This is a genomic window from Mesorhizobium sp. PL10 (genome assembly GCF_053714315.1).
Genome location: NZ_JBSKBR010000007.1, coordinates 222,075 through 246,534, shown reverse-complemented (window position 1 = coordinate 246,534; position 24,460 = coordinate 222,075). Strand labels below are relative to the sequence as shown.

The 24,460-nt window shown below is 63.4% G+C and carries 24 protein-coding genes; 12 read left to right on the top strand and 12 right to left on the bottom strand.

Features of this window, described 5'->3' with window-relative positions:
* Positions 1–72: 72 nt before the first annotated feature.
* Together dnaJ and dnaK are read right to left on the bottom strand one after the other, a co-directional pair.
* Positions 73–1,200, bottom strand: coding sequence for a molecular chaperone DnaJ (dnaJ, locus tag ACWGTO_RS14230; protein ID WP_454575446.1), 1,128 nt, complete (start codon positions 1,198–1,200; stop codon positions 73–75).
* 223 nt (positions 1,201–1,423) lie between these two features.
* On the bottom strand, positions 1,424–3,340 hold the full coding sequence (dnaK, locus tag ACWGTO_RS14225) for a molecular chaperone DnaK (RefSeq protein ID WP_454575445.1): 1,917 nt from the start codon (positions 3,338–3,340) through the stop codon (positions 1,424–1,426).
* A gap of 304 nt (positions 3,341–3,644) precedes the next feature.
* Between dnaK and ACWGTO_RS14220 the strand changes: the two genes are divergently transcribed.
* Together ACWGTO_RS14220 and ACWGTO_RS14215 are read left to right on the top strand one after the other, a co-directional pair.
* On the top strand, positions 3,645–4,634 hold the full coding sequence (locus ACWGTO_RS14220) for a Bug family tripartite tricarboxylate transporter substrate binding protein (RefSeq protein WP_454575444.1): 990 nt from the start codon (positions 3,645–3,647) through the stop codon (positions 4,632–4,634).
* A gap of 7 nt (positions 4,635–4,641) precedes the next feature.
* Positions 4,642–6,612, top strand: a complete 1,971-nt coding sequence (locus ACWGTO_RS14215; RefSeq protein WP_454575443.1) for a tripartite tricarboxylate transporter permease — start codon at positions 4,642–4,644, stop codon at positions 6,610–6,612.
* Positions 6,613–6,674: 62 nt separating this feature from the next.
* Here ACWGTO_RS14215 and ACWGTO_RS14210 read toward each other — a convergent pair whose 3' ends face one another.
* The 6 genes from ACWGTO_RS14210 to ACWGTO_RS14185 all read right to left on the bottom strand — a co-directional run bounded on the left by ACWGTO_RS14210 (position 6,675) and on the right by ACWGTO_RS14185 (position 13,279).
* The gene (locus tag ACWGTO_RS14210; RefSeq protein ID WP_454575442.1) at positions 6,675–8,147 is read right to left on the bottom strand and encodes a class I adenylate-forming enzyme family protein; all 1,473 of its coding nucleotides are present in this window, start codon (positions 8,145–8,147) and stop codon (positions 6,675–6,677) included.
* Positions 8,148–9,206, bottom strand: coding sequence for a thioesterase domain-containing protein (locus tag ACWGTO_RS14205; protein WP_454575441.1), 1,059 nt, complete (start codon positions 9,204–9,206; stop codon positions 8,148–8,150). It lies immediately after the preceding gene.
* A gap of 102 nt (positions 9,207–9,308) precedes the next feature.
* The gene (locus ACWGTO_RS14200; RefSeq protein ID WP_454575440.1) at positions 9,309–10,124 is read right to left on the bottom strand and encodes an inositol monophosphatase family protein; all 816 of its coding nucleotides are present in this window, start codon (positions 10,122–10,124) and stop codon (positions 9,309–9,311) included.
* A gap of 62 nt (positions 10,125–10,186) precedes the next feature.
* Positions 10,187–11,185 (bottom strand): LLM class flavin-dependent oxidoreductase, encoded by a 999-nt coding sequence (locus ACWGTO_RS14195; RefSeq protein WP_454575439.1) that lies wholly within the window; start codon positions 11,183–11,185, stop codon positions 10,187–10,189.
* A gap of 5 nt (positions 11,186–11,190) precedes the next feature.
* A complete protein-coding gene (locus ACWGTO_RS14190) occupies positions 11,191–12,018 on the bottom strand; it encodes an arylamine N-acetyltransferase family protein (RefSeq protein WP_454575438.1) in 828 nt (275 codons plus the stop codon).
* Between the two features lie 94 nt (positions 12,019–12,112).
* On the bottom strand, positions 12,113–13,279 hold the full coding sequence (locus ACWGTO_RS14185; RefSeq protein ID WP_454575437.1) for an AI-2E family transporter: 1,167 nt from the start codon (positions 13,277–13,279) through the stop codon (positions 12,113–12,115).
* Between the two features lie 265 nt (positions 13,280–13,544).
* Between ACWGTO_RS14185 and ACWGTO_RS14180 the strand changes: the two genes are divergently transcribed.
* Both ACWGTO_RS14180 and ACWGTO_RS14175 read left to right on the top strand, forming a co-directional pair.
* Positions 13,545–14,111 (top strand): carboxymuconolactone decarboxylase family protein, encoded by a 567-nt coding sequence (locus ACWGTO_RS14180; RefSeq protein WP_454575436.1) that lies wholly within the window; start codon positions 13,545–13,547, stop codon positions 14,109–14,111.
* A 100-nt stretch (positions 14,112–14,211) separates the two neighbouring features.
* On the top strand, positions 14,212–15,042 hold the full coding sequence (locus tag ACWGTO_RS14175; protein ID WP_454575435.1) for a helix-turn-helix domain-containing protein: 831 nt from the start codon (positions 14,212–14,214) through the stop codon (positions 15,040–15,042).
* A 22-nt stretch (positions 15,043–15,064) separates the two neighbouring features.
* On the opposite strand, the gene ACWGTO_RS14170 is transcribed toward ACWGTO_RS14175, so the two are convergent.
* Positions 15,065–16,120 carry an LLM class flavin-dependent oxidoreductase gene (locus ACWGTO_RS14170; protein WP_454575434.1) on the bottom strand — a complete coding sequence of 352 codons (1,056 nt, stop codon included), beginning with the start codon at positions 16,118–16,120 and terminating at the stop codon, positions 15,065–15,067.
* Positions 16,121–16,363: 243 nt separating this feature from the next.
* Between ACWGTO_RS14170 and ACWGTO_RS14165 the strand changes: the two genes are divergently transcribed.
* Positions 16,364–16,792, top strand: coding sequence for a DUF6481 family protein (locus ACWGTO_RS14165; RefSeq protein WP_454575433.1), 429 nt, complete (start codon positions 16,364–16,366; stop codon positions 16,790–16,792).
* 78 nt (positions 16,793–16,870) lie between these two features.
* Here ACWGTO_RS14165 and sugE read toward each other — a convergent pair whose 3' ends face one another.
* Positions 16,871–17,185 (bottom strand): quaternary ammonium compound efflux SMR transporter SugE, encoded by a 315-nt coding sequence (gene sugE, locus ACWGTO_RS14160; RefSeq protein ID WP_454575432.1) that lies wholly within the window; start codon positions 17,183–17,185, stop codon positions 16,871–16,873.
* A 195-nt stretch (positions 17,186–17,380) separates the two neighbouring features.
* Complete coding sequence (locus ACWGTO_RS14155; protein WP_112559036.1) at positions 17,381–17,506, bottom strand: hypothetical protein; 126 nt, start codon at positions 17,504–17,506, stop codon at positions 17,381–17,383.
* A gap of 213 nt (positions 17,507–17,719) precedes the next feature.
* Between ACWGTO_RS14155 and ACWGTO_RS14150 the strand changes: the two genes are divergently transcribed.
* From ACWGTO_RS14150 to ACWGTO_RS14135, 4 genes are all read left to right on the top strand, one after another.
* Complete coding sequence (locus ACWGTO_RS14150; protein ID WP_454575431.1) at positions 17,720–18,529, top strand: transglutaminase-like domain-containing protein; 810 nt, start codon at positions 17,720–17,722, stop codon at positions 18,527–18,529.
* Between the two features lie 120 nt (positions 18,530–18,649).
* On the top strand, positions 18,650–19,603 hold the full coding sequence (locus ACWGTO_RS14145; protein ID WP_454575430.1) for a cation diffusion facilitator family transporter: 954 nt from the start codon (positions 18,650–18,652) through the stop codon (positions 19,601–19,603).
* Positions 19,604–19,679: 76 nt separating this feature from the next.
* Positions 19,680–20,084, top strand: coding sequence for a GFA family protein (locus tag ACWGTO_RS14140; RefSeq protein WP_454575429.1), 405 nt, complete (start codon positions 19,680–19,682; stop codon positions 20,082–20,084).
* Positions 20,085–20,167: 83 nt separating this feature from the next.
* Complete coding sequence (locus ACWGTO_RS14135; RefSeq protein WP_454575512.1) at positions 20,168–20,980, top strand: class I SAM-dependent methyltransferase; 813 nt, start codon at positions 20,168–20,170, stop codon at positions 20,978–20,980.
* 124 nt (positions 20,981–21,104) lie between these two features.
* On the opposite strand, the gene ACWGTO_RS14130 is transcribed toward ACWGTO_RS14135, so the two are convergent.
* Positions 21,105–22,358, bottom strand: a complete 1,254-nt coding sequence (locus ACWGTO_RS14130) for a DNA recombination protein RmuC (protein WP_454575428.1) — start codon at positions 22,356–22,358, stop codon at positions 21,105–21,107.
* A 103-nt stretch (positions 22,359–22,461) separates the two neighbouring features.
* Between ACWGTO_RS14130 and def the strand changes: the two genes are divergently transcribed.
* Genes def through ACWGTO_RS14115 form a run of 3 tightly spaced genes read left to right on the top strand, consistent with a single transcriptional unit; the run spans position 22,462 to position 24,454 of the window.
* Positions 22,462–22,992: a peptide deformylase gene (gene def, locus ACWGTO_RS14125; protein ID WP_454575427.1), complete on the top strand. Its 531-nt coding sequence runs from the start codon at positions 22,462–22,464 to the stop codon at positions 22,990–22,992.
* A gap of 5 nt (positions 22,993–22,997) precedes the next feature.
* Complete coding sequence (gene fmt / locus ACWGTO_RS14120; protein ID WP_454575426.1) at positions 22,998–23,951, top strand: methionyl-tRNA formyltransferase; 954 nt, start codon at positions 22,998–23,000, stop codon at positions 23,949–23,951.
* On the top strand, positions 23,948–24,454 hold the full coding sequence (locus tag ACWGTO_RS14115; protein ID WP_454575425.1) for a GNAT family N-acetyltransferase: 507 nt from the start codon (positions 23,948–23,950) through the stop codon (positions 24,452–24,454). Before fmt ends, ACWGTO_RS14115 begins: the two co-directional genes overlap by 4 nt.
* The last annotated feature ends 6 nt before the right edge of the window (positions 24,455–24,460 follow it).

The following is a 24,460-nucleotide window of genomic DNA, read 5'->3' as shown; positions in this document are numbered from 1 at the left end:
CGGGAAGGGGCAAACGCAAGTGGCCCAAAAGGGTCCAGCGGTTTTGGGATAACGACTTGCGTCAGGAAAATATCAGCGCTCGCCGAATGACTCGAAAAAGTCCTTCATGCGGGCGAAAAAGCCGCTCGACTGGGGCGAATTGTCTTTTGACGACAGCTGTTCGAACTCTTCCAGCAACTCGCGCTGGCGCCGCGACAGGTTCTGCGGCGTCTCGACCGCGGTCTGGATGTAGAGGTCGCCGACATTGGGCTGGCGCAGCACAGGCATGCCCTTGCCCTTGAGGCGGAACTGGCGGCCGTTCTGGGTGCCCTCGGTGACTTTCACCTTGGTCTGGCTGCCGTCCAGCGTGGTCACCTCGAAGGAGCCGCCAAGGGCGGCCGTCGTCATCGAGATCGGCACCTTGCAGTAGAGGTCGGCGCCGTCGCGCTGGAAGAATTCATGCGGTTTGACCGCCAGGAAAATATAAAGGTCGCCAGATGGGCCGCCGCGCAAGCCGGCCTCACCCTCATTGGCAAGCCGGATCCGGGTGCCGTCCTCGATGCCGGCCGGGATGTTGACCGACAGCGAGCGCTCCTCGGTGACGCGGCCCTGCCCGGCGCATTTCGGGCATGGGTCCTTGATCGTCTGGCCGCGGCCCTGGCATTGCGGGCAGGTGCGCTCGATCGAGAAGAAGCCTTGCGTGGCACGGACCTTGCCGTGGCCATGGCACATCGAGCAGGTGACCGGCTGGGTACCGGGCTTGGCGCCGGTGCCGGAGCATTCCGTGCATGAGATCGAGGCCGGCACGCGGATCTGCGCGGTCTTGCCGGTAAAGGCCTCTTCAAGAGAAATTTCCATGTTGTAGCGCAGATCGGCGCCGCGCTCGCGACCGCCCGACGAACGGCGCTGCCGCCCGCCCATCATGTCGCCGAATATGTCTTCGAAAATGTCGGCGAAACCACCGGCGCCGAAGCCGTGCGCGCCGCCATTCATGCCCTGTTCGAAGGCGGCATGACCGAAACGGTCATAGGCCGCGCGCTTCTGCGGGTCCTTCAGCGTCTCGTAGGCTTCGTTGATTTCCTTGAACTTGTGCTCGCAGGCATGGTCGCCTGGATTGCGGTCGGGATGGAACTGCATGGCGAGCTTGCGGAACGCGCTCTTGAGCTCCTTCTCGTCGGCGCCCTTTTGTACGCCCAGCGTCTCGTAGAAATCAGCTTTCATCTTTTCCCGCAGTCCGGATGCTCAACGTCTTGATGCATGTTGCGTCGTTTGCCGGCACGTTGCCTCGATTTAGGAGCGGTGCTGCCCGGATGCTAGGGGCCGGCGCGGACTTGTTCGTGTTTTTCGGCGACTTTTTCGGCAGGACCCGCACTTTTTTCAGCGAGGGTTGCAAAAAAGCCCGGCTTTGCGCCGGGCTTTCAGCTTTATCTTGCCGTCAACCGGTTCAGGCCGACTTCTTCTTGTCGTCGTCTTCGTCGATTTCTTCGAAATCGGCGTCGACCACGTCGCTATCCTTGGCGGCGTCCGCCTTGGCGTCGGCTTCCGCCGCTTCCTTCTGCGAGGCCTCGTACATGGCCTGGCCGAGCTTCATCGAAGCTTCGGCAAGCGCCTGCGACTTGGCCTCGATGTCGGCGGCGTCATCGCCTTCGGCAGCAGCCTTCAGCGCCGCGATCGCATCCGATATCGCCGTGCGCTCGGTTTCCGAAACCTTGTCGCCATATTCCTTCAGCGACTTCTCGGACGAATGCACCAGCGCCTCGGCCTGGTTGCGGGCCTCGACCACGGCGCGACGCTTCTTGTCGGCGTCGGCATTGGCCTCGGCGTCCTTGACCATCTTCTCGATGTCGGCGTCCGAAAGACCACCCGAAGCCTGGATGCGGATCTGGTGCTCCTTGCCGGTGCCCTTGTCCTTGGCCGAGACGTTGACGATGCCGTTGGCGTCGATGTCGAAGGTGACCTCGATCTGCGGCACGCCGCGCGGGGCCGGCGGAATGCCGACCAGGTCGAACTGGCCGAGCGCCTTGTTGTCGGCGGCCATTTCGCGCTCGCCCTGGAAGACGCGGATGGTCACGGCCGACTGGCTGTCCTCGGCGGTCGAGAACACCTGGCTCTTCTTGGTCGGGATCGTGGTGTTGCGCTCGATCAGCCGGGTGAACACGCCGCCCAGCGTCTCGATGCCGAGCGACAGCGGGGTCACGTCGAGCAGCAGCACGTCCTTCACGTCGCCCTGCAGCACGCCGGCCTGGATGGCGGCGCCGAGCGCGACGACCTCATCGGGGTTGACGCCCTTGTGCGGCTCCTTGCCGAAGAACTGCTTCACGATTTCCTGGATCTTGGGCATGCGGGTCATGCCGCCGACCAGGACCACCTCGTCGATCTCGCCAGCCTTCAGGCCGGCATCCTTGAGCGCCGCCTTGCAGGGGTCGATGGTCCGCTGGACGAGGTCGTCGACCAGCTGCTCGAACTTGGCGCGCGTCAGCTTCAGCGTCAGGTGCTTCGGGCCGGTCGCGTCGGCGGTGATGAAGGGCAGGTTGATTTCGGTCTGCGTCGTCGACGACAGCTCGATCTTGGCCTTTTCAGCCGCCTCCTTGAGGCGCTGCAGGGCAAGCTTGTCGTTCTTCAAGTCGATGCCCTGTTCCTTCTTGAACTCGGCCGCCAGGTACTCGACCAGGCGCATGTCGAAATCCTCGCCGCCGAGGAAGGTGTCGCCATTGGTCGACTTGACCTCGAACACGCCGTCGCCGATTTCGAGCACCGAAATGTCGAACGTGCCGCCGCCAAGGTCATAGACGGCAATGGTCTTGCCATCCTTCTTGTCGAGGCCGTAGGCGAGCGCGGCTGCCGTCGGCTCGTTGATGATGCGCAGCACTTCGAGGCCGGCGATCTTGCCGGCATCCTTGGTGGCCTGGCGCTGGGCGTCGTTGAAATAGGCCGGAACGGTGATGACCGCCTTCTCGACCTTCTCGCCGAGATAGGCTTCCGCCGTTTCCTTCATCTTCTGCAGGATCATGGCCGAGATCTGGCTGGGCGACTGCTTCTTGCCGCCGGCCTCGACCCAGGCATCGCCGTTGTCGCCCTTGACGATCTTGTAGGGGACAAGCTTCTTGTCCTTCTCCGTCACCGGATCGTCATAGCGGCGGCCGATCAGGCGCTTGACCGCGAAGATGGTATTTTCTGGATTGGTGACCGCCTGGCGCTTGGCCGGCTGGCCGACGAGACGTTCGCCGTCGCCACTGATGGCGACGATGGAAGGCGTCGTACGCGCGCCTTCCGCATTCTCAATCACCTTGGGTTCCTTGCCATCCATGATGGCGATGCAGGAGTTGGTGGTGCCGAGATCGATACCGATTACTTTTGCCATTTTTCTAGTCTCTCCGCTAAGCAGGCTCTCAGGACCCGTAAGGCGTTCCGACGAAAGCCCCTGTTCACAAGAAATCCCGTTTGGCGACCGGTGTTCCGCCGCCGCAGGGCTGGCGCGTATATAAGAACAGGCGGCATCGGGCGCAAGCATTCTGCGCACGGCGTCCACTATGCGCCAAATCGACCCCTTGTAGGGGGCGGATTGTAGGGGCGGAAGCGGCCGAGCGGACAGCATTGTGGACGAAAACGCCGCTTCTCATCGTTTTTGCCGCGGTTATAGTGCCATATCGTTTGGGGACTGGATGATGCCTTGGATTTTTTGGCGATTGCTCGCCCTTTTTGCCGCTGCCAGCCTCGCATGGGCCGCTTGCTCGCCGGCCCAGGCAGTCGAATTCCAGACCATCACCATCAAGGTCGGCTATGGCGCAGGCGGCGGCTACGACCAGACATCCAGGCTGATTGCCCGTCATCTCGGCCGGTTTCTGCCCGGAAATCCCACCATCATCGTGCAGAATGTGCCGGGTGGCGGCAGTCTCAAGCTCACCAAGATGCTTGTCGGCAGCGAACCGGCCGACGGCAGCGTTATCGGCTCGGTCAGCGAAGCGATGTTCTACGCCCCTATCCTCGATCCCGAGAATGCCAATTTCGATCCCCTCGCCCTGCAGTGGATCGGTTCGCTGGTCAACGACCCGGCCTATTGCCTGACCAGCAAGCAATCCGGCATCGACACCATGGAAAAGTTCCTGCGAGCGGATTTCCTGATCGGCGCGACAGGCAAGAACAGCACCACCTACATCTTCGCCGCACTGGCCAAGAATGGCATGAAGGCCAGATACAAGATCGTCACCGGCTTCGACGGCACGGCCGACATCGAACTGGCCATGCAGCGCGGCGAGATCGCCGGCATGTGCGGGGTATCGAGCTCCCTGCTCAGGAATGATCGCGCCGCGATCAATATCATCGGCACATTCGGGCAGGGCGGATCCGGCGCGACGCCGAGCATTTCGGCAACCATCGCCGACCCGACGGCACGTCAAGCGGCCGACCTTATCGAATCGGCGCTGCACATTCACCATCCGCTCGTCGCCCCGCCCGGCGTGCCGAAAGAGACTGTCGACGCACTGCGCAAGGCCTATTCCGCGATGGTCGTGGACGCTGATTTTCTCGCCGATGCCACGAAGCTTGGCGACCTCACCCTCAACCCGACATCCGGCGAAGCGATCAGCCAGTTGGTCGCGCAACAGCTGAAAGCCGCGCCTGCGGTCTTCGCCGCTGCCCGGGAACTCGTGAAATAGGCCTCCAGTGGATCTGATCCTTGTCGCCATTGCGGAGATGGCGCAGCCATTCCGCATGCTCATGCTGGTTACCGGCGTGTTCGCCGGCCTCGTTGTCGGTGTCGTGCCGGGCATTGGCGGCCTGTTCGCCACGGCCCTGCTGATTCCGATGACCTACAGTATGGACCCCTATGCCGCCTTCGCGCTGCTGCTCGGCATGGGCTCTGTAACCACCACATCGGACACCATTCCGGCGATCCTGTTCGGCGTTCCGGGCACTGTTGGTGCCGCGGCGACCGTGCTCGACGGCCACGCCATGGCCAAGAAGGGCGAAGCGGCGCGCGCCTTCGGCGCCTCCTATTCGGCCTCGATGATCGGCGGCGTGTTCGGCGCGCTGGTGCTGGCCGCGGCAATTCCGGTCATGCGCCCGCTGGTGCTCTACCTCAAGACGCCGGATTTCTTCGCCATTTGCGCCTTCGGCCTTTCGATCGTCGCCATTCTCGCCGGCAGCCAGCCCTTGAAGGGCTTGGCGGCGGCGATGCTCGGCATGCTTGCCTCCTTCATCGGCATCGACAGCATTGCCGGGGTCGAGCGCTGGAGTTTCGGCCAGGTCTACCTCTGGGACGGCTTGCCGATTTCGCTGGTCTTCCTCGGCCTGTTCGGGCTGCCCGAACTTGCCTCGCTGCTGCTGCGCGGCTCCATCCAGGGCAATGCCGAGCGGCCGACCTACGCCGGCATGTGGCAAGGCATCAGGGATACGCTGCGCGAATGGCCATTGGTGCTCCGCTGCAGCGCTATCGGCTCGCTGCTCGGCGCCGTGCCCGGCATCGGCATCGCCGTGCTCGACTGGATCGCCTACGGCCATGCCTCGCGCCGGCCGGGTCCGGGTCCGAAAATCGGCCAGGGCAATGTACGTGGCGTCATTGCACCGGAAAGCGCCAACAACGCCAAGGAAGGCGGCTCGCTCATCCCGACCATCGCCTTCGGCGTGCCGGGATCGGCTTCGATGAGTATCCTGCTCGGCGCCTTTGTCATCCACGGCCTTGTCCCCGGCCCCGACATGCTCGGCAAGAACGCCGCGATCACCGTTTCGATGGTGCTGTCGATCGCCGTCGCCAACATCGTCGGCGCCGTCACCTGCCTGCTGTTGACCAGGCAGCTGGCGCGTATCGCGCAAGTGTCGGCAGCGATCCTGGTGCCGCTGGTGGTCACCTTTATCGTCGTCGGCGCCTACCAGACCAATATGAGCGCCTTCGACTTCCTGCTGGTGATGCTGGTCGGCGCTGTCGGCATGGCGATGAAGGAACTCAACTGGCCGCGCTCGGCCTTTTCGCTGGGTTTCGTGCTCGGCCCCAGCCTCGAAAACTACTTCTTCCTCGCCTACCAGATTTCCGGTTGGGCCTGGCTGAAACAGCCTCTGGTGCTCATCCTGCTTGGCCTCGCCATTGCCGGCGTGGTCAGGCAGACCGTGTCCTGGATCAAGGCCCGCGGCGATGCCGGCGCCTTGCCGCCGGCGCTGCCCGATATCGCTGCCAGCGGCGCATTGACGCTGCTTGGCGCGGCGGCCCTGGCCACCGCACTCCTCGATTTCCCCTTCGAAGCCGCCGTCTTCCCGGCCATCACGGCCGGCCTTCTGACGCTGTTTTCTCTTCTGACAACCATCCAGACCGTGCTGCGCTGGCGAAGACCGGCCCTTGCCGGCGGAGCCGATATGACGTCGGCCGGCGAATGGCAGCCTTCCGATGGGCCGGCGATGAAGGGCAATCTCGCCGTGCTTGGCCTCTGCCTGGCGCTCGCCTTTCTGGTCCTGCTGGCGGGCCATCTCGCCGCCACCTTCGTCTTTGTTGCCGGCGGCATCTGGATGCTCGGGTCGCGGTCGCCGAAAATGGCGCTGGCTGTCGCCGCGGGCACGACGCTTTGCATTTATGCGGTGTTCGATCTCCTGGCGTCGCAGCCCTGGCCGACGCCCTGGCTGGCCGGTCCTTTCAAAGCCTTCTGAGGAACAACCGCCGCTCATGCAGGTGGCGAAGCGGCGAGCCTTAACCTGTTGAAGCAAAAACGCTAAGGTTTGGCGGCGGCCGGCGACAGCGTTTCGACAAGGCGGCGGCGCAGCAGTTTGCCATTGTCGCTGTAGGGCAGTGACGTTACCAGCCTGACCTCGCGCGGCCGCCGGTCGGGCGAGATGTTGGCGCGCAGGAAGGCCTCGAATTCGGCAACGCTTCCCTGGTCGGAGACGATGAAGGCGGCGATCTCCTGGCCCATCGTCGCGTCGGGAAAGCCGGCGACCGCGACATCCCGGACCTTGGGATGGCCGCGGATCAGCTTTTCCAGTTCCTGCGGCGCGACATTGACGCCGCCGCGCACGATCATGTCGGCCTCGCGGTCGACGATGGTCAGGAAACCGTCCTCGTCGAGGAAGCCGATGTCGCCGGGAATGCCCCAGCCGTCGCCCATCACCTTGGGGTCGACAAACGGCCTGTTGCCGGCCGACACCACCGCCGAAACCATGGTCGACGTCCAGGCCTTGATCAGTCCGCTCTCCCCCTTGCCGAGCACGCGTTCGTCCGCATCGAGAATTTCGACACGCACATCGGCAAACGGACGCCCGGCGGTGCTGGGCTTGGCCAGCACGTCGGCGCCGGACAGCGTGGTGATGCCGCCGGTCAGGCTCGACGCATAATTGATGCGATATCCCGGCGAAAGGTTGCGGTAGGCCGCCAGCTTGTCTTCGACGGTTGCCGGTCCGCCGATGCTGAAAAGCACCGCCAGGTCCGGCAGCAACCGGGTCGAGCGTTCGCCCACTTCGCGCACCAGCCGCGTAATCACCGGCGGCGGCAATGCCGATCCGCTGGCCTGGAACGACAGCAGACCCTCGATCAGTTCCGACGGCGTGAACAGGGGCGGGAAGAAGTTGATCGTCCCGCCATGGCGCAGATAGCTGAACACCTGATGGCGCGTCGCCGAATAGGACATCACCATCGGGGTCAGCAGGCGCATGACCGTCCCGGTCAGCCCACGCCGGTGGGATGTCACGCGTCCGGCAAGCGCCTCATGCGATTGCAGATAGCCTTTTGGGTCGCCCGTCGTGCCCGACGAGAACATCAGGAAGGCTGGATTGGTGTCGTCGCCAACCGAGCCGGCATACGGCGCGGGCGAGGCGTGCTTCCAAGCCTGCTGGAAAGCGACACCCGGATAGACATCGTCACCCGGCGGGCTGCGGCTTTCCAGAATCAGCGTCAGGATGAAGTCGCGCGCAAACTGCGCCCGCTGGCTGCGCGGCGCGCGAAAATCGGCAATCGAAACCGTGGCACCGAGCTTCCAGCAGGCCAGGATCGACAGCACGACGTCGATGTTGCCGATCATGGCCAGGCCGACGCGATCGCCGGAGCGAATGCCGAGTGCGCTGAAATTGGCGGCGAGATGGTCGATCTGGGTCAGCGCTTGCGCATAGGTGATCTGGTCACGGCCGCTGACCATCGCCACGCGGTCGCCATGGCCGGCAAAGGCAGCCAGTACGTCGCGGCCAAAACCCATCTAGCGGACCGGCATTCCGGCTGGCGCAGCCGCGCGCCTGGCGTCGAGGAAGGCGGTGATCGCGGCGTCGATCGCATCCATGTTGGCGGCGCGGAATTTGTCATGCGTGCCCGGCATGACGACTGTTTCCACCCTCGTCTTGTCGCTCGCCCAGGCTTTGTACTGCTCGACCGTGGTGGCGCCCCATTCGGAACTTGCCAGCACCAACATGTCGCAAGGGTAGGAAGACGGCAGGAAACCTGCGGCTGCCCGCACCAGCATGCTCTTGAAGGCCTTCTGCCTGGTATGGCGCCCGAGCCGCGACTGTCCGAGCCCGACCGCCGCGAGGCCGTCGCGCAGCAGCCGCCAGTAGACGACCTTGCGGGTGATCTGACGCCGCCTTTGCGCGGTCATGCGATTGTCCGCCATCGGCTTCAGCCAGGCCGAGCCCAGCGGCGGCGGATCGATCAAAAGCAAGGCCGGCCGCTCGCCGGTCGCCTCGTATGTCAGCCGCCCGACTTCGATTGCCAGCAGTCCGCCGAGGCAGATGCCGCCGATGACGCGTGGGTGCTGGCCGGTGGCCGAGCTCAGCCCGTCGAAATAATTGGCGCCGATCTCTTCGACGCTTCCATACGGCGTCTCGCCGGGCTCAAGCCCCATGCCGCGCACGGCGATGACGGAATAGCGCTGCTTCAGCACCTTGCCGAAACGGTTGGCAAACAGCGCCGAACCGGAAATGCCATGGATCATGGCGATCGGCTCCTGGCCGTGGCTGCCGGAAACCTGGACCGCCAGCCGCCGCGCCGGGTGCTCGGGCAATTGCAACGCGATCAGCCTGCCGAATTCGCGCGGCGTTGGCGCTTCGAGCAGCACCGAGGTCTGCAGCTTCACGCCGAACCGGCTTTGCACCGCAAGAACAAGGGTTTCGGCGGCCAGCGAATCGCCGCCGAGATCGAAGAAATTGTCATCGAGGCCGACCGCGGCCAGCTGCAGCTCTTGCGCAAAGATGCCGGCGATCGCCTGCGCCGGCCCGCTGCCCAGCGCGGTTCGGTCTGCCCTGACGGTGTTATGCATGTTCATCGGCAAGCCCTTGAACCGATGGAATTGCCGTTTCCGGCAACAGGGCATCCTCCTGAATGCCTGTCCGCTTTTAACCCACAGCCTATGCGTTGAACAAGTAGCCTAGCCCTGCGTAATACCGGCAGGCGCGGGTCCGAAGGCCTGCGCGCACAGCGCCTGCAGCTTTGGAAAGACACGGCTACCGCCGGCAATCACCTGCGTGCCGTGGCTGAGCACCGTCCTGGGGTCCGGCTTCAGCACCGTGCCGCCGGCCTCTTCCACCAACAGCATGCCGGCCAGGCAGTCCCACGCATTCATGTGCTCCTCGACATAGCCGAGCAGCCGTCCGGATGCCGCATAGGCCAGCATCAGCGCGCCCGAAGCATTGCGGAAGAAGACGCCGCCTTCTGCCATGATCAAGCCGACGAGCACTGCGACATGTCTGGTCTCGGCGCGGTTCGACAGCCCGGTCCCGACCGATCCATCGCTCAAGCCGGCGGTGCTGGCCTTGATCGGCCGGCCGTTGACGTAGGCGCCGCCGCCGAGACGGCCGTGGAAGGTCTCGCCGGTCGACGGCTCATGGATGACGCCGACGACGGCCTCGCCGTCCTTGGCGCAGGCGATCACCACGCACCAGGCCGGAATGCCGCGCACGAAGTTGGCGGTGCCATCGATGGGGTCGATGACCCAGACATGGCCGGTCGATCCGGCTACCGCTTCATGTTCCTCGCCGACGATGCCGTCCTGCCGATAGGCGGCGGCGATTGCCGCGCGGATGAACAGCTCCACCTCGCGGTCGCCATCCGAAACCAGGTCCTGATGGCCCTTGCTCTCGATGGTCAGGTTTTCGAGGTCGCGAAAATATTTCAGCCCGAGCTCGCCGGCGCGGCGCGCCAGGTCAATGGCGAAATGCATGCGCTGGTCGAGATCATGGGTCACGGCAGGGCTCTTGGCTGAGGAAGGCGCCTGCCCTTAGCAGACGCGCATGTCAGGCAAAAGCGTCACGCAGCCTGCGACAGCGATTTATGCGCCTCGGCCAGGATCTCGAACGAGCGTACGCGGGCTGCATGGTCGAAAATCTGCGCCGTCACCATCAGTTCGTCGGCGCCGGTGCGGCGCACGAAGGCGTCGATGCCTTGCCGGACGGTTTCGGGCGAACCGACAACGGCGCAGGACAGCGCCTGCGAAAGCATGGATTTCGCCATCGGCTCCAGCGTCTGGTCATAGCCCTCGACCGGCGGCGGCAAACGGCCCGGCCGCCCGGTGCGCAGATTGACGAAGGCCTGCTGCAGCGAGGTGAACAGCAGTTTTCCCTCGGCATCGGAGGGTGCTGCAAAGACGTTGAGGCCGAGCATGACATAGGGCTTGTCCAGCTGTTCGGAGGGCTGGAAGCGCGAGCGGTAGATCTCAAGCGCATGGCCGAGCTCGGCCGGGGCGAAATGCGAGGCAAAGGCGTAGGGCAGGCCAAGCATGGCGGCGAGCTGCGCGCCATAGAGGCTTGAGCCGAGAATCCACACCGGCACCTTCTGGCCTTCGCCGGGCACGGCGCGGATGCGCTGGCCCTCTTCGGCCGGCTGGAAATAGCCCATCAGCTCGACCACATCCTGGGGAAAATTATCTGACGCCTCGAGGTTGCGGCGCAGCGCGCGCGCCGTGCCCATGTCGGTGCCGGGCGCGCGGCCGAGGCCGAGATCGATGCGGCCGGGGTGCAGTGCCGCCAGCGTGCCGAACTGCTCGGCGATCACCAGCGGCGCATGGTTGGGCAGCATGATGCCGCCGGCGCCGACGCGGATGGTCTTGGTGCCGCCGGCGACATGGGCGATGACGACGGCGGTCGCCGCACTGGCGATGCCCGGCATGTTGTGATGCTCGGCCAGCCAGTAGCGCTTGTAGCCCAGACGCTCGGCATGGCGGGCAAGGTCAAGCGAATTGGCCAGCGATTGCGAGGCGTTGCTGCCTTCGACGATCGGCGACAGGTCGAGTACGGAAAGAGCGGTCATGAGCCTCAAGCCTTTACGATGTTCAGCTGCCTGACCTTGGTTTCGAAGGCGGCGCGGTCGGGGATGATGATGTCGAGCTGGCTTTCCAGAATGTCGGCAAATTGGGTGGCCGTCTCGATCTCGCGGTGCTCGGTGCGGCCGCCCAGGTGATGCGTCGACAGGCGGTTGTTGCGCAACGCATAGCGCCGGTCGGGCATGGCCCGCGCCGCAACGACGGAGGACAGGAAGTGCGAACTCGGATTGGTCGACAAATAGTAGTTGGCGACAGCATAGTCGACCTCGTAGGCCGGCTGCATGTCGAAGCGGTAGAGTGAGTGCCAGTCGCCGCCGACATTGGCCTGAACCCGGAAATTGTCGGATGTCTCGATGATCCGGAATGCTTCGTGCGGGGTCCGTTGTTCGAGGCCCGGCTCGAGCAACAGCGGCGCAGTCATCGTCAGCCCGCCAAAGCCGACATCGGCAATGTAGGTGCGGCCGTCGAGCTCGATCCGCAGCAGCATGTGGCTGCGCGCGGTGATGGCATCGTCGGGCAAGCCCCGCAGAACCCGCGCGGCGAGGCCGCTGACCTCGAAGCCCAGCGCCTGCAGCGCATGCATGAAAATCAGATTGTGTTCGAAGCAGTAGCCGCCACGGCGGCGCACGAAAATCTTGTCCTGCAGCGAAGCAGGATCGAGCTTCACCGCGATGCCCAGCAACGGATCCATGTTCTCGAACGGGATGGCTTGCGGGTGGAGGAGGTGAAGCGCCTTCAACGTATCCAGCGACGCATCCCGCGAACCGGCATAGCCGATGCGGTGGAAATAGGCATCGAGGTCGAAGGAGGCATCGGTCATGGCAGGGTCCGGCTTGACCGGCTCGATATAGGCACTCGATCGAAAGACGACAAACAAGACACGACAGGCAGGCGCGACGAGCGATGTACTTGTCTTATGTCTTGCCGTTCTCCTCGACCGCTTCGTCCTCCACCACGACCGCCGTCTGCTGTGCGGCAAGGAAATTGCCGACATGGCTGAGACCTTCGAAGTGATCGCAGAACACCTTGACGACGACCAGCAGCGGCACCGCCATCAGCGCACCGACAAAGCCCCACAGCCAGGACCAGAAGGCGATGGCGATGAAGATCGCCACCGCGTTGATCTCCAGCCGCCGGCCGACCACCATCGGCGTCACGAACTGGCCCTCGACAATGTCGCACAACAGCACGAAGGCCGGCGCCAAAAGGGCGTAGGAGATGCTGTCGAAGCTGATCAGCGCAATGACGCTCACCAGCACGATGGTGATCAACGCGCCGACATAGGGCAGGAAATTGAGCAGCGCCGCCATCGTTCCCCAGACCAGCGGGTTGGGCATGCCGAGCCCCCACAGGCCGAGACCGATCACCGTGCCGAGGCCGGCATTGATGACCGCGACGGTGAGCAGATAGTGCGAGATTTCGCGCTCGACGTCGTAGACGACGCGCAGCGCCCGCTTCTTTTCGCTGAGCCTGGCGAAGGACTGGATGATCTTTTCATAAAACATCGTGCCCGACGCCAGCAGGAACAGCGACAGCACGAAGATGATGGTGATGCTGGTGCCGGCCGACAGGATGTTGCTGGCGGCCGACGACAGCATGCCGGACTGCGCCACCGCAACCTTCTGCACACCGGGTTCCTGCGAGGTCTGGGTCAGCCCTTCCAGCTCATGCGCAATCTGCATGATCCTCTCAAACGGGCGGCGGAACTGCGCCAGCCGCTCGCTCAGCTGCTGGCCGATGGCCGATGTGTTGTTGATGAGGTCAATGACCGGACCACTGAGCAGATAGCCGGCGGTGGCAAAGATACAGACAGAAAGCACCACCAGCAGCGTCGCCGACACCACTTCCGCCACGCCGTGCTTGCGCAGGAAGCGCACAATCGGCGTCAGCGTCAGCGTCAGCAGGAAGGCGAGGATGACCGGCATGAAGAAGGCGCGGGCGAAATAAAGCGCATAGATCGCCATCAGGATGAAAATGCCGATGAGCAGCGAACGTATCAGATGCGTATCCGCGCGCGCGACGACTCGCGGGTCGTCCGATATGGCTGTGCCGGCGCCCGGAGCAGCGGGTTCGGTTTTCATGGTTACCCCCTCGCCAGCCAGCAACACGTCATCAGACGCTTGGCGAACTGCTGTCCTCAAACGCTGAGTGCCGGGCAAGGTTCCATGAGCCGGCTTTGTCATCGGCAGCCAGCCAACAAGTCTGGTGCAACGGCCCCGACTCACGAAATGAAATATTACATGGCGTGTAATTGAGACCACGCCCTCGGCAGGCTTAGTACGAGCAGACTTTCGCGATGCCAGAGGTAAGCGACAGTCGGAACTGATCTTGGAAGAGGATATTACAATGCAAAGATTCAACCTTCAGACAATCGACTCGGCGCCGGAAAAATCCAAGCCTGCTCTGAAGGCGTTGGAAGAGAGATTTGGTTACCTTCCGAACGCTTTGGCAACGATGGCGAACAATCCGGTTCTTCTCAATGGCTTCGTCGGCAACTTCAGCAGTTTCCACGCCGGCAGCTTCGACGAGATCGAAAAGCAGGTCCTGCTGCTGACGAACGCAGTCACGATCAAATGTCCCTGGACCGTTGCGGCGCATTCGACGTTCGCCATCGAGGACGGGATTGCCGCAAGCGAAGTCAAGGCGATCCGTGAAGGCAGGTTGCCGAAAGATCCCAAATATGCGGCACTCTCGGTGCTGACAAAGGCGCTGATCGAGAACAAGGGAAACGTGACGGATAAAGATATCGACGCGTTCACGTCGGCGGGCTACTCGAAAGCCCAGGTCCTGGAAGTGATAGCCGGAATAGGCGTTTCTACCATGGCGGCGACCACCACCAACATGGCTGGCACGCCGATTGAGGAACGTTTCCAGCCGCAGGCTTGGTCGCCAGCTTTGGCACCAGCGGCTTGAGTGGGATCGACATCGCATGGATGGCGGATGCCATCCATGCGATGTCGGGCACGGCGGTCAGGTCGCCGCGTTTGGTCGGGCGGGTGCGAGGACATGATCAATGACACCGTCTAGTCCCAGGACGAACATCACACCGAATCTGGGCGTGCTCTTGCGCCACTGGCGAGATCTGCGTGGCAGAAGCCAGCTCGACCTGTCGCTTGATACGGGCATTTCGCAAAAGCAGATCAGTTTTGTCGAAAGCGGCCGCAGTGTTCCCGGCCGTCAGACCTTGATGACCATTGCCCAGGCGCTCGATATCCCCTTGCGCGACCGCAACACCTTGCTGCTGGCGGCAGGCTATGCGCCGATGTTTTCCGAGAGCCCGTGGGACTCCGCTGAGATGACGAGCGTGACCAATGCCTTGAAGCGTATGCTGCGACAGCACGAGCCGTTTCCGGCCGTGGTCATGGATCGGTACTGGAACGTGCTCATGACCAACGAATCGGCGCCGCGCTTCTTTGGCTGTTTCATCGACATGGACGCCCGCCAGGGACCGCGCAACATTTTGCACCTGATGTTCGATCCCCTGGGCATGCGCCCGTTCGTGGCCAATTGGCCCGATGTTGCGAGGAGTTTGTTCGAACGTGTCTACCGCGAATCCATCGGTCGCGTCGTCGACGACAGGACCAGGGCGTTGCTGACCGAACTGCTCGCCTATCCCGATGTGAAAGGCGAATGGAAAAACCCTGTGGCGATCGGCTTCATGCCGACGATCCCGCTTGGCTTTATCAGGGGAGACCGGGTTCTCAACTATTTTTCGATGGTCACCACGGTAGGCACACCGCAGACCGTGGCCGCCCAGGAACTGCGCATCGAGTGCATGTTCCCGGCCGACGAAGCCACCGAAATCCAACATGCCGAGATGATGGCGGCCGCCGGCAAGCCGTAGGATTCAGCCGCCGGCTGTTCGGTCAGGCGGCCGGCGCGACGGCGGCGGCCCTCGCCGTTTCCTTGCGCACGATAGGGGCCACCTTGGTGCCGTAGAGTTCGATCGCTTTCATGATCTTGGCGTGCGGCATGGTGCCGATCGCCATCTGCAGGAGGAAGCGGTCGTTGTTGAAGATCTTGTGCTGGGCGACGATCTTTTCCGCGACAGCTTCAGGATTGCCGACGAACAGCGCGCCGTTCGGGCCGCGCGACTGGTCGAAATGCGCCCGCGACGTCGGCCCCCAGCCGCGCTCGCGGCCGATGTGGTTCATCACTTCGGCCTGCGGACCGTAGAAATCGTCGGCCGCCTGTTCCGTCGTCTCGGCAATGAAGCCGTGCACGTTGATGCTGGTGGCGAGTGCCTTCGGGTCAGTGCCGGCTCGCTTGGCGGCCTCGCGATAAATGTCGAACAGCGGCGCGAAGCGCGCCGGCTCGCCGCCGATGATGGCCAGCGCCAGCGGCAGGCCGAGCACGCCGGCGCGGGCGGCCGATTGCGGCGTTCCGCCAATGGCGATCCAGATCGGCAATTTCTCCTGCAACGGGCGCGGATAGACGCCGCGGTCATTGATCGCCGCGCGCAGATTGCCGGACCAGGTGACCTTCACATTGTCGCGGATCGCCAGCAGCAGGTCGAGCTTTTCGGCGAACAGCTCATCATAGTCTTCGAGATTGTAGCCGAACAGCGGGAAGGATTCGATGAACGAGCCGCGCCCGGCCATGATCTCGGCCCGACCGCCCGACAGAAGGTCGAGCGTCGCGAACTGCTGGAAGACGCGCACCGGATCGTCGGAGGACAGCACGGTGACCGCGCTGGTCAGCTTGATGCGCTTGGTGCGTTCGGCGGCGGCCGCAAGCGCCACCACCGGCGCGGACGCGGCATAGTCCGGGCGGTGATGCTCGCCGAGACCGAAGACGTCGAGGCCGACCTGGTCGGCCAGCTCGATCTCTTCGATCAGGTTGCGCAGCCGCTCGTGCGGCCCGACGGCGCCAGCGCCGGGCTCGGGGCTGACGTCCGCAAAGGTATAGAGGCCGAGTTCCATGATCTGTCATCCAATGGTTGGGTTTTGCGGCTAGAGGTAGCGACCAAGCCGCTCCGCCGCCAGAGGGGCGGATGGTGAACAGTGCATGTCGGTTTCAGCCAGCTTCTGTCGGCTTTGGTCGGCAAAAGCGCGTCTCCTGGCTGCAACAGCATAGAATTTCATGGCTGGCATACCGTTTTGGCGCTTGAACTCTCGGTTTTCGCGCGTATGTAAGCGTCGCGAATTGACTTCAGGGAAGTGGACTTGGCTATCTACAGGGAAAAAGACATTTTCGAGCGGCGCAATGCCGCGAACGAGGCAAAGAAGGCGCTTCTGGAGCGCTTCAAGTCAAAGCCGGCGGCAGATGATCCTGCGGTGTTGGCGAGGCAGGCCGAACGCAAGGCGATCCTCGAAGCGCGTGAAAAGCGCGAGGCCGAAAAGGCCAGGCTGAAGCAGGAAAAGCTGGCACGCGAAGCGGTCGAACGGGCCGAGCGCGAGGCAGCAGCCGAAGCGGCGCGTATTGCGGCCGAAGAGGCAGCGCAGGCTGAAGCGAAGATCAAGGAAGCCGAAGAAAACGAGCGCATCGCCCGTTTGCTGGCCGACGAAGCCGAACGCAAGGCCAAGCGCGACGCACGCTATGCGGCGCGCAAGCAGCGCACCGGCAGGACGCCTCCGGGCTTCTCCGCCCGCTAACTGCTTCGATCGGAATGATCGGACATCAGGGCCGCCTTCAGCGGCCCTGAACGTGTTTGTGCGCGCAAACAAAGAGCGTCAGGCGGCGAGCTTCAACCCTATAATGCCGCAGACGATGAGCGCAATGCAGCTGAGCCTGATCGCGGTTGCCGGTTCGCCCAGCAGCCATATGCCGAGCAGCGCTGTGCCGACCGTGCCGATGCCGGTCCACACAGCATAGGCCGTGCCGACGGGCAGCGTCTTCAGCGCCAGGCCGAGCAGGCCCAGGCTGACGATCATCGAGGCGACGGTGAGCACCGTCGGCAGCGGCTTCGAGAAGCCGTCAGTGTATTTGAGGCCGATCGCCCAGCCGATCTCGAACAGGCCGGCGAAAAACAGAAAAATCCACGACATCGGGATGCACTCCATTCCATGAGGATGGCGGGTCGTCCCGGCCGGTTTTCGGGGAAGGCGCGAGGTCGTCCTCGCCGTCTCGGTCCAGGCGGCTTCGCCTGCCGATCAACAAAACACCGGCAGCATTGTTCATGCCGCCGGTGTCAAAATCTGCGCCGAAACGGTTTGCCCGGACTTCAATGGTCCAAGGCGGGCTTACTTGTCCTTGAGCCTTATGGCCTTGACGGGCGGCGCCTTGAGCGCCGGAGCAGCGGCAGGCTTCTTGGCGTCCTTCTTCGGCTTGCGGGCTTCCTTGCCTGCCTTCATCGCACCTTTAGCCATGATTCGGTCCTCCAATTGGTGGGACACCAAGTGAAACAAGAGAAACGCCGGACTGCAAGGGGTCTGGCGTCGGTCGCCGGCGCCAGCAGCCTGCTTTCAACCGGTTTCTATTTTGCTCGTAAACCATGCCGGTCCATGCCATGGTTGTCTTCGCACTGCAGCATCGGCCATGCCTTCGCCCGGCGATGATCAGGCAGTCCGGTCAGGACGACAATGCGAATCCGCATCGGCAGCGAGATGAGTTTCGATTTTCCGCAGGAAACGCCGCTGATCGCGATGCTCAACGTCCACTATTCCCGAGCCTCCGATCTCGAGCGCCCGGACTTCCTCACCTCGAACCCGGCCGTTCCGATCCAGAGCTACCGCGACAGTTTCGGCAACTGGTGCAACCGCTTCGTCGCCCCGCCCGGCCGCTTTACCTTCGGCACCGATTCCGTGATCCGCGACCCCGGCACCTTCGAGATGGGCGACCTGATGGCCTGGCAGCACGAGGTGCGCGACCTGCCGTCGGATACGCTGCTGTTTCTATTGCCCAGCCGCTTTTGCGAGAGCGATCTGCTGGCCAACGAAGCCTGGCGGCTGTTTGGGCACACGCCGCTCGGCATTGCCCGCGTCCAGGCGGTCTGCGACTTCGTCCACAACCACATCGTCTTCAGCTATGGCAATGCGCGGCCGACGCGCACGGCGGCCGAGGCCTATCGCGAGCAAAGCGGCGTCTGCCGCGACTTTGCACACCTCGCCGTCACCTTCTGCCGTGCGCTCAACATCCCGACCCGCTACTGCACCGGCTACATCAGCGACATCGGCCTGCCCAAACCTTGGGCGAGTATGGATTTCGCCGCATGGATGGAGGTCTATCTCGGCGGTCGCTGGCATGTCTTCGATCCGCGCAACAATTCCCCGCGCATCGGCCGCATCCTGATCGCCTCGGGCCGCGATGCCGCCGACGTGCCGCTGACCCATATCTTCGGTCCAGGCACGCTGGCCGGCTTCAAGGTGTGGACGGACGAGATCATCGAATAGGGCGTCTTTTCCGCGAGCGAGCTTCAAGAACCTGAACGACCGAGCGATTGGTGCGTTGTGATGCCTGTGGAGCTTCGGCTGCAGGGCCGTTACATTGGGTGGCTTGGAGGGCAAGACAGCATGGCAGCGCATGGCGGGTCGAAGACGGTCATCTACGCGGCGCTCGCCGGCAATCTCGCCATTGCACTGACCAAATTCGTCGCCGCCTTCTTCACCGGCAGCTCGGCGATGCTGTCGGAAGGTGTCCACTCGCTGGTCGACACCGGCAATGGCGGGCTGCTGCTCTACGGCATGCACCGCGCCGCCCGCCCGCCGGACCGCACGCACCCGCTCGGCCATGGCCGCGAACTGTATTTCTGGAGTTTCATTGTCGCCCTGCTCGTCTTTGCGCTCGGCGCCGGCGTGTCCTTCTACGAAGGCGTCGTCCACATCATGGCGCCCGAACCGGTCGCCAACCCCAGGATCAACTATATCGTGCTTGGGCTCTCGATGCTGTTCGAGGGCAGCTCCTGGTATGTGGCGCTGAAGGAGTTCCGCCGGCAAAAAGGCAAGCATGGCTGGCTGCAGGCCGTGCAGTCGAGCAAGGATCCGAGCGTCTACACCGTGCTGTTCGAGGACAGCGCCGCCCTCCTCGGCCTCGTCGTCGCCTTTGCCGGTATCCTGGCGGCGGAACTCCTCGACATGCCCGAACTCGACGGGGCCGCCTCGATCGGCATCGCGGTGATCCTCGGCGCCACCGCCATCTTCCTCGCGCGTGAAAGCAAGGGCCTGCTCATCGGCGAGCCGGCCTCGGCGGAAGTCCAGGCCAAGGTGCTGGCCATCGCCCAGCGGGATCCGGCGGTGCAGCGCGCCAACGGCGTTCTCACCGTCCATCTCGGCCCACAAGAGATCGTCGCCGGCCTCAGCATCGAGTTCGAGGACCATCTGACGGCGCCCGAGATCGAAGCCTGCGTCGAGCGCCTGGAGGCACTGCTGAAGAAAGACATGCCGGAGATCACCAGGCTGTTCGTCAAGCCGCAGACGACGGGAACCTGGGAACACCGGCGCAAGGCGGTCGAAGCTGCATCGGACTAGTGCTGGACCAGAAGTCCACCGTTGCCTCATCGCCTGGTCCCGCTAAGATCAGTCGACGGATTTCGGAGGAGCAATCATGAAAATCGATGGTGGGTGCCATTGCTGCGCCATTACTTATGAAGCAGAGGTCGACCCGGAAAAGACCTCCATCTGTCATTGCACCGACTGCCAGCAACTGACTGGCACTGCCTTTCGGGTCACCGTTCCTGCGCCTGAGGATCACTACAGGATCACCAAGGGCACGCCGAAGGTCTATATCAAGACAGGATCCAGCGGCGCCAAGCGCGCCCAGGCCTTTTGCGGCGAGTGCGGTTCGCACCTTTACGCGACGTCGGTTGGTGACGGCCCGAAGGTCTATGGGATCAGGGCGGGGACCGCGCGGCAACGCGAGGATCTGGTTCCGACACAACAGAAATGGCACCGGTCGGCCCTGCACTGGCTTCCGGAATTCAAGGGCATAGGCATCGTAGAGGAGCAATAGCATCTGCCTCTCTGTCTAGCGCGACCAAACCAGACGATTATGTGCTAGGCTCGCGGCCATCAGACGGGTGGCGGGTGAAAGCGATGCTGGAACCAGACAAGATTTTTGCCGGCTCGATTCCGGAAAATTACGACCGCTATATGGTGCCGTTGATTTTCGAGCCGTTCGCCGCCGATATGGCACGGCGGGCAGCGTCTTTGTCGCCCGGCGCCGTCCTGGAAGTCGCCGCCGGCACCGGAGTCGTCACCCGCGCATTGGCGCCAAAACTGTCTCCTGGCGCTAGCTATGTCGTGACCGATCTCAACCAGCCGATGCTCGACTTTGCCGCTTCGCGGCAAGCTCCCGACAGTCGCATTCAATGGCGTCAGGCGGATGCTCTGGCGTTGCCATTTGAAGATGCGACCTTCGATCTCGTTTGCTGCCAGTTCGGCGCGATGTTCTTTCCCGACCGCACCGCCGGCTATCGCGAAGCAAAGCGGGTCCTGAAGCCCGGAGGCCATTTCCTGTTCAACGTATGGGATCGCCTCGAGGAGAATGTGTTTGCCAATGATGTGACGAACGCTCTTGCCGAGATCTTTCCGAACGATCCGCCGCGCTTTCTCGCCCGCACCCCGCACGGCTACCATGACACGGCCCTGATCCGCAGCGAGCTGGAAGACGCAGGTTTCTCCCGTGTGGTGATCGAGACGAGAGCCGAGCAAAGCCGTGCATCGTCGCCGCGGCTTCCGGCGGTTGCCTATTGCCAGGGGACGGTTCTTCGCACCGAGATCGAGGCCAGGGATGCAGGAAAACTGCAAGCCGCAACCGACCATGCCGCAGCCGTGATTGCAGCTAGACATGGCAGCGGCGAGGTTGCGGCCAAAATTCAGGCGCACGTAATCGTGGCTACGGTCTAGAGCAATTCCAGGAAAAGTGTGTAGCGGTTTTCCCGGGAAAAGCGCCTAGCGCTTTCCCTTGAGGAATTGCGCAAAAACAAAGAAGTTAGAGCGGGTCAGCGATTCCTTGAAACGCTGAACCGCTCTAATCGTCGCCTTCGACGACACGTAGCCTGAGCTGGCCCGTCTTGGAATCCGCCACCCGCACCCCGGGTTCGGCCTTGGCGGGTCCACCGCCGCGCACTTCAGCTTCGCTTTCGCCAAACTCCAGCGCCTCGATCTTCTGGCCGCGCCTGGTCACCTTCGATGTCGACACCAGTATCTCGTCAATATCCTTGGCCGACTGGCCAAAGTGCGTCTGCAGCCGCCGCACGCGTTCGTCGACGCGCGCGACGTCTTCCATAAGCCGGATGACCTCGCCCTGGATAAGATGCGCCTGTTCGCGCATGCGGGCATCCTTGAGGATCGCCTGGATGACCTGGATCGACAGCATCAGCAACGACGGCGAAACGATTATGACCCGCGCGCGGTGCGCCTTCTGGATGAGGGCGTCGAAATTCTCGTGGATTTCGGCGAACACCGATTCCGACGGTACGAACATGAACGCGGTGTCCTGCGTCTCGCCCTGGATCAAATATTTCTCCGAGATATCGCGGACATGGATCTCGATGTCGCGGCGGAAGGCTTGGGCGGCAACCTTTTGCAGTTCGGCGCCATCGGCGGCGCGAATGGCATTCCAGGCTTCCAGCGGAAACTTGGCGTCGATGGCGAGCGAGGGCGCGCCGTTGGGCATCCGCACCAGGCAGTCGGGCCGGCTGCCATTCGACAGCGTCGCCTGGAATTCATAGGCGCCCATCGGCAAGCCGTCGGCGACAATGGCTTCCATGCGCGACTGACCGAAGGCGCCGCGCGTCTGCTTGTTGGACAGGATCGCCTGAAGCTGCACGACCTGGCCGGCGAGCGACTGGATGTTGCCTTGTGCGGTGTCGATGACCGCCAGCCTCTCCTGCAGTTTCGCCAGGCTTTCATGCGTCGATTTGGTCTGCTCGGTCATGGTCTGGCCGAGGCGGCCGGTCATGGCGTCCAGCCGCAGGCCGATCGACTGGTTGAGTTCGGCCTGTCTTGCGCCGAACACATCGGCGATGGCGCCCATGCGGCCCTGCATCTCGGCCTGGCTTTGCAATATGCCGGCCATCCGCGCCTCGGCGTCGCGGGCGTGGTCTGCGGCCTCAGCGGCAGCGATGGTCCGCGCCCTGGCCGACCGCCACAGGGCGACGACCAGCGCCAGGAAAAGGCCGAGAAACACGATCGCGCCGAGCGCCAGCGCATGGCCGAGCGTGATGGTCGTGGCGCCGAGCCGGGCGACGGGTTCGGAAAGGATGGTGCTCAGGTCGTTCATCCCTACAGCATAGCCGATTCGCCGCCCTGGCACAGATCAAAACGTGAACGGGAGCCAACCGCACCGGTTGACGCTTTTCCTGCGACGTTTTAGGTGAGACGCCATGTCGATCAAGCCGCTCATCATCCTTCCCGATCCCATCCTGCGCCAGGTTTCCAAACCGCTCGAACGCGTCGATGCGCCTTTGCGTAAACTCGCCGACGATATGCTGGCCACGATGTATGAAGCGCCCGGCATCGGCCTCGCCGCAATCCAGATCGGCGAGCCGCTGCGCATGCTGGTCATCGACCTCGCCAAGGAAGACGAGGCGCCGGCGCCGCATGTCTTCATCAATCCCGAAGTCCTCGAAAGCGCCGATGCGCGCTCGGTCTACGAGGAAGGCTGCCTGTCGATCCCGGACTACTACGCCGAGGTCGAGCGCCCGGCTTCGGTGCGGGTGAAATATCTCGACCGCGACGGCAAGCTGCAGGAGATCGAGGCCGAAGGCCTGATGGCGACCTGCCTGCAGCACGAGATCGACCACCTCAACGGCGTGCTGTTCATCGACCACATCTCGAAGCTGAAGCGCGACATGGTGGTGAAGAAGTTCAAGAAGCTCGCCAAGGACAAGGCGCCGGGCAAGCTGGTGGGATAGGGAAGATGCCGCTTCGCGTCATCTTCATGGGCACGCCGGAGTTTTCGGTGCCGGTGCTGTGCGCGATTGCCGAGGCCGGGCATGAAGTTGCCGCCGTCTATACACAGCCGCCGCGCGCTGCAGGCCGCCGCGGGATGGAGCTGACACCGTCGCCGGTGCAGCGCGAGGCCGAGCGGCTGGGCATCGATGTGCGCACGCCGACGGCGCTGAAAGGCGAGGCTGAGCAGGCTGCATTCGCCGCCTTGCGGGCTGATGTTGCCGTGGTCGTCGCCTATGGCCTGCTCTTGCCGAAGCCCATTCTGGAGGCGCCGCGGCTCGGCTGCCTCAACGGCCACGCCTCGCTTTTGCCGCGCTGGCGCGGCGCCGCTCCCATCCAGCGCGCCATCATGGCCGGCGACGCGGAAACCGGCATGATGGTGATGCGCATGGAAGAAGGTCTCGACACGGGTCCGGTGGGATTGGTTGAAAAATGCGCCATCGGACACGATATGACGGCCGGCGACTTGCATGATCGGCTGATGCACATTGCTGCCACACTGATGGTGGAAGCGCTGTCCCGAATTGAGACGGAAACGCTGGCATTCACCTTGCAAGCTGTGGATGGGGTGACCTACGCCCGAAAAATCGACAAATCGGAGACCCGCGTGGACTGGACGCGGCCGGCTGTCGAGGTCCACAATCACCTTCGTGGCCTGTCGCCCTTTCCCGGGGCTTGGTCCGAGATTGAAATTGGCGGCCGTGCGGAACGGCTGAAACTGCTTCGCTCGACGCTTTCTGAAGGCCAACCGCTTTCTGAAGATTTGGGCGAGTCGGGAGGAATTCTCGATGATCGGCTGACGGTCGCCTGCGGGACAGGCGCCATCAGGCTGGTCGAAGTTCAACGGGCGGGCGGAAGGCCCGCTGCCGCGCAGGAGTTTCTGCGCGGGGCCAAGATCGAAAAAGGAATGAAATTCTCATGAGCATGATGTCGATACGCGCGGCAACGCCGCGGGACCGCGAGGCTATACGCCTCGTCGAGGAACACGCATTCGGCCAGCAGGCGGAGGCCGGTCTGGTCGACGCGCTGGTCACCGGCGGCGACGCCGTTGTCGAGCTGGTGGCGGAAGAAGACGGCCAGGTGGTCGGGCACATCCTGTTTTCCAGGCTGTTCGTACAGAACGGCGGCAAGCAGTTTGCTGCCGTGGCGCTGGCGCCCTTGGCGGTGGAACCTTCGTTCCATGGCTCCGGCATTGGCGGTGCGCTGATTCGTGAAGCGCATATCCGCCTCAGGGATGCCGGCGAGTCGCTCGCCGTTGTGCTGGGTGATCCGACCTATTACGGCCGCTTTGGCTACAACCATGCGCGCGCCGAGAAATTCGAGAGCGAATACCAGGGCGAGGCGCTGCAGGCGCTGGCCTGGGGTGACGCACCCGAAAAAGGCAGACTGGTCTACGCCCAGGCCTTTACCGCGCTGGCCGCCTAAACAGCG

Excerpts from the sequence above, each read along its gene's own strand:
- ACWGTO_RS14140 (WP_454575429.1), top strand. The coding sequence starts at position 19,680 with ATGAAAATCGATGGTGGGTGCCATTGCTGCGCCATTACTTATGAAGCA.
- sugE (WP_454575432.1), bottom strand. The coding sequence starts at position 17,185 with ATGTCGTGGATTTTTCTGTTTTTCGCCGGCCTGTTCGAGATCGGCTGG.
- ACWGTO_RS14135 (WP_454575512.1), top strand. The coding sequence starts at position 20,168 with ATGCTGGAACCAGACAAGATTTTTGCCGGCTCGATTCCGGAAAATTAC.
- ACWGTO_RS14150 (WP_454575431.1), top strand. The coding sequence starts at position 17,720 with ATGCGAATCCGCATCGGCAGCGAGATGAGTTTCGATTTTCCGCAGGAA.
- ACWGTO_RS14170 (WP_454575434.1), bottom strand. The coding sequence starts at position 16,120 with ATGGAACTCGGCCTCTATACCTTTGCGGACGTCAGCCCCGAGCCCGGC.
- fmt (WP_454575426.1), top strand. The coding sequence starts at position 22,998 with ATGCCGCTTCGCGTCATCTTCATGGGCACGCCGGAGTTTTCGGTGCCG.
- ACWGTO_RS14175 (WP_454575435.1), top strand. The coding sequence starts at position 14,212 with ATGACACCGTCTAGTCCCAGGACGAACATCACACCGAATCTGGGCGTG.
- ACWGTO_RS14155 (WP_112559036.1), bottom strand. The coding sequence starts at position 17,506 with ATGGCTAAAGGTGCGATGAAGGCAGGCAAGGAAGCCCGCAAGCCGAAG.
- ACWGTO_RS14145 (WP_454575430.1), top strand. The coding sequence starts at position 18,650 with ATGGCAGCGCATGGCGGGTCGAAGACGGTCATCTACGCGGCGCTCGCC.
- dnaJ (WP_454575446.1), bottom strand. The coding sequence starts at position 1,200 with ATGAAAGCTGATTTCTACGAGACGCTGGGCGTACAAAAGGGCGCCGAC.
- ACWGTO_RS14220 (WP_454575444.1), top strand. The coding sequence starts at position 3,645 with ATGCCTTGGATTTTTTGGCGATTGCTCGCCCTTTTTGCCGCTGCCAGC.
- ACWGTO_RS14115 (WP_454575425.1), top strand. The coding sequence starts at position 23,948 with ATGAGCATGATGTCGATACGCGCGGCAACGCCGCGGGACCGCGAGGCT.
- def (WP_454575427.1), top strand. The coding sequence starts at position 22,462 with ATGTCGATCAAGCCGCTCATCATCCTTCCCGATCCCATCCTGCGCCAG.
- ACWGTO_RS14210 (WP_454575442.1), bottom strand. The coding sequence starts at position 8,147 with ATGGGTTTTGGCCGCGACGTACTGGCTGCCTTTGCCGGCCATGGCGAC.
- ACWGTO_RS14195 (WP_454575439.1), bottom strand. The coding sequence starts at position 11,185 with ATGACCGCTCTTTCCGTACTCGACCTGTCGCCGATCGTCGAAGGCAGC.
- ACWGTO_RS14185 (WP_454575437.1), bottom strand. The coding sequence starts at position 13,279 with ATGAAAACCGAACCCGCTGCTCCGGGCGCCGGCACAGCCATATCGGAC.
- dnaK (WP_454575445.1), bottom strand. The coding sequence starts at position 3,340 with ATGGCAAAAGTAATCGGTATCGATCTCGGCACCACCAACTCCTGCATC.
- ACWGTO_RS14130 (WP_454575428.1), bottom strand. The coding sequence starts at position 22,358 with ATGAACGACCTGAGCACCATCCTTTCCGAACCCGTCGCCCGGCTCGGC.
- ACWGTO_RS14205 (WP_454575441.1), bottom strand. The coding sequence starts at position 9,206 with ATGAACATGCATAACACCGTCAGGGCAGACCGAACCGCGCTGGGCAGC.
- ACWGTO_RS14190 (WP_454575438.1), bottom strand. The coding sequence starts at position 12,018 with ATGACCGATGCCTCCTTCGACCTCGATGCCTATTTCCACCGCATCGGC.
- ACWGTO_RS14180 (WP_454575436.1), top strand. The coding sequence starts at position 13,545 with ATGCAAAGATTCAACCTTCAGACAATCGACTCGGCGCCGGAAAAATCC.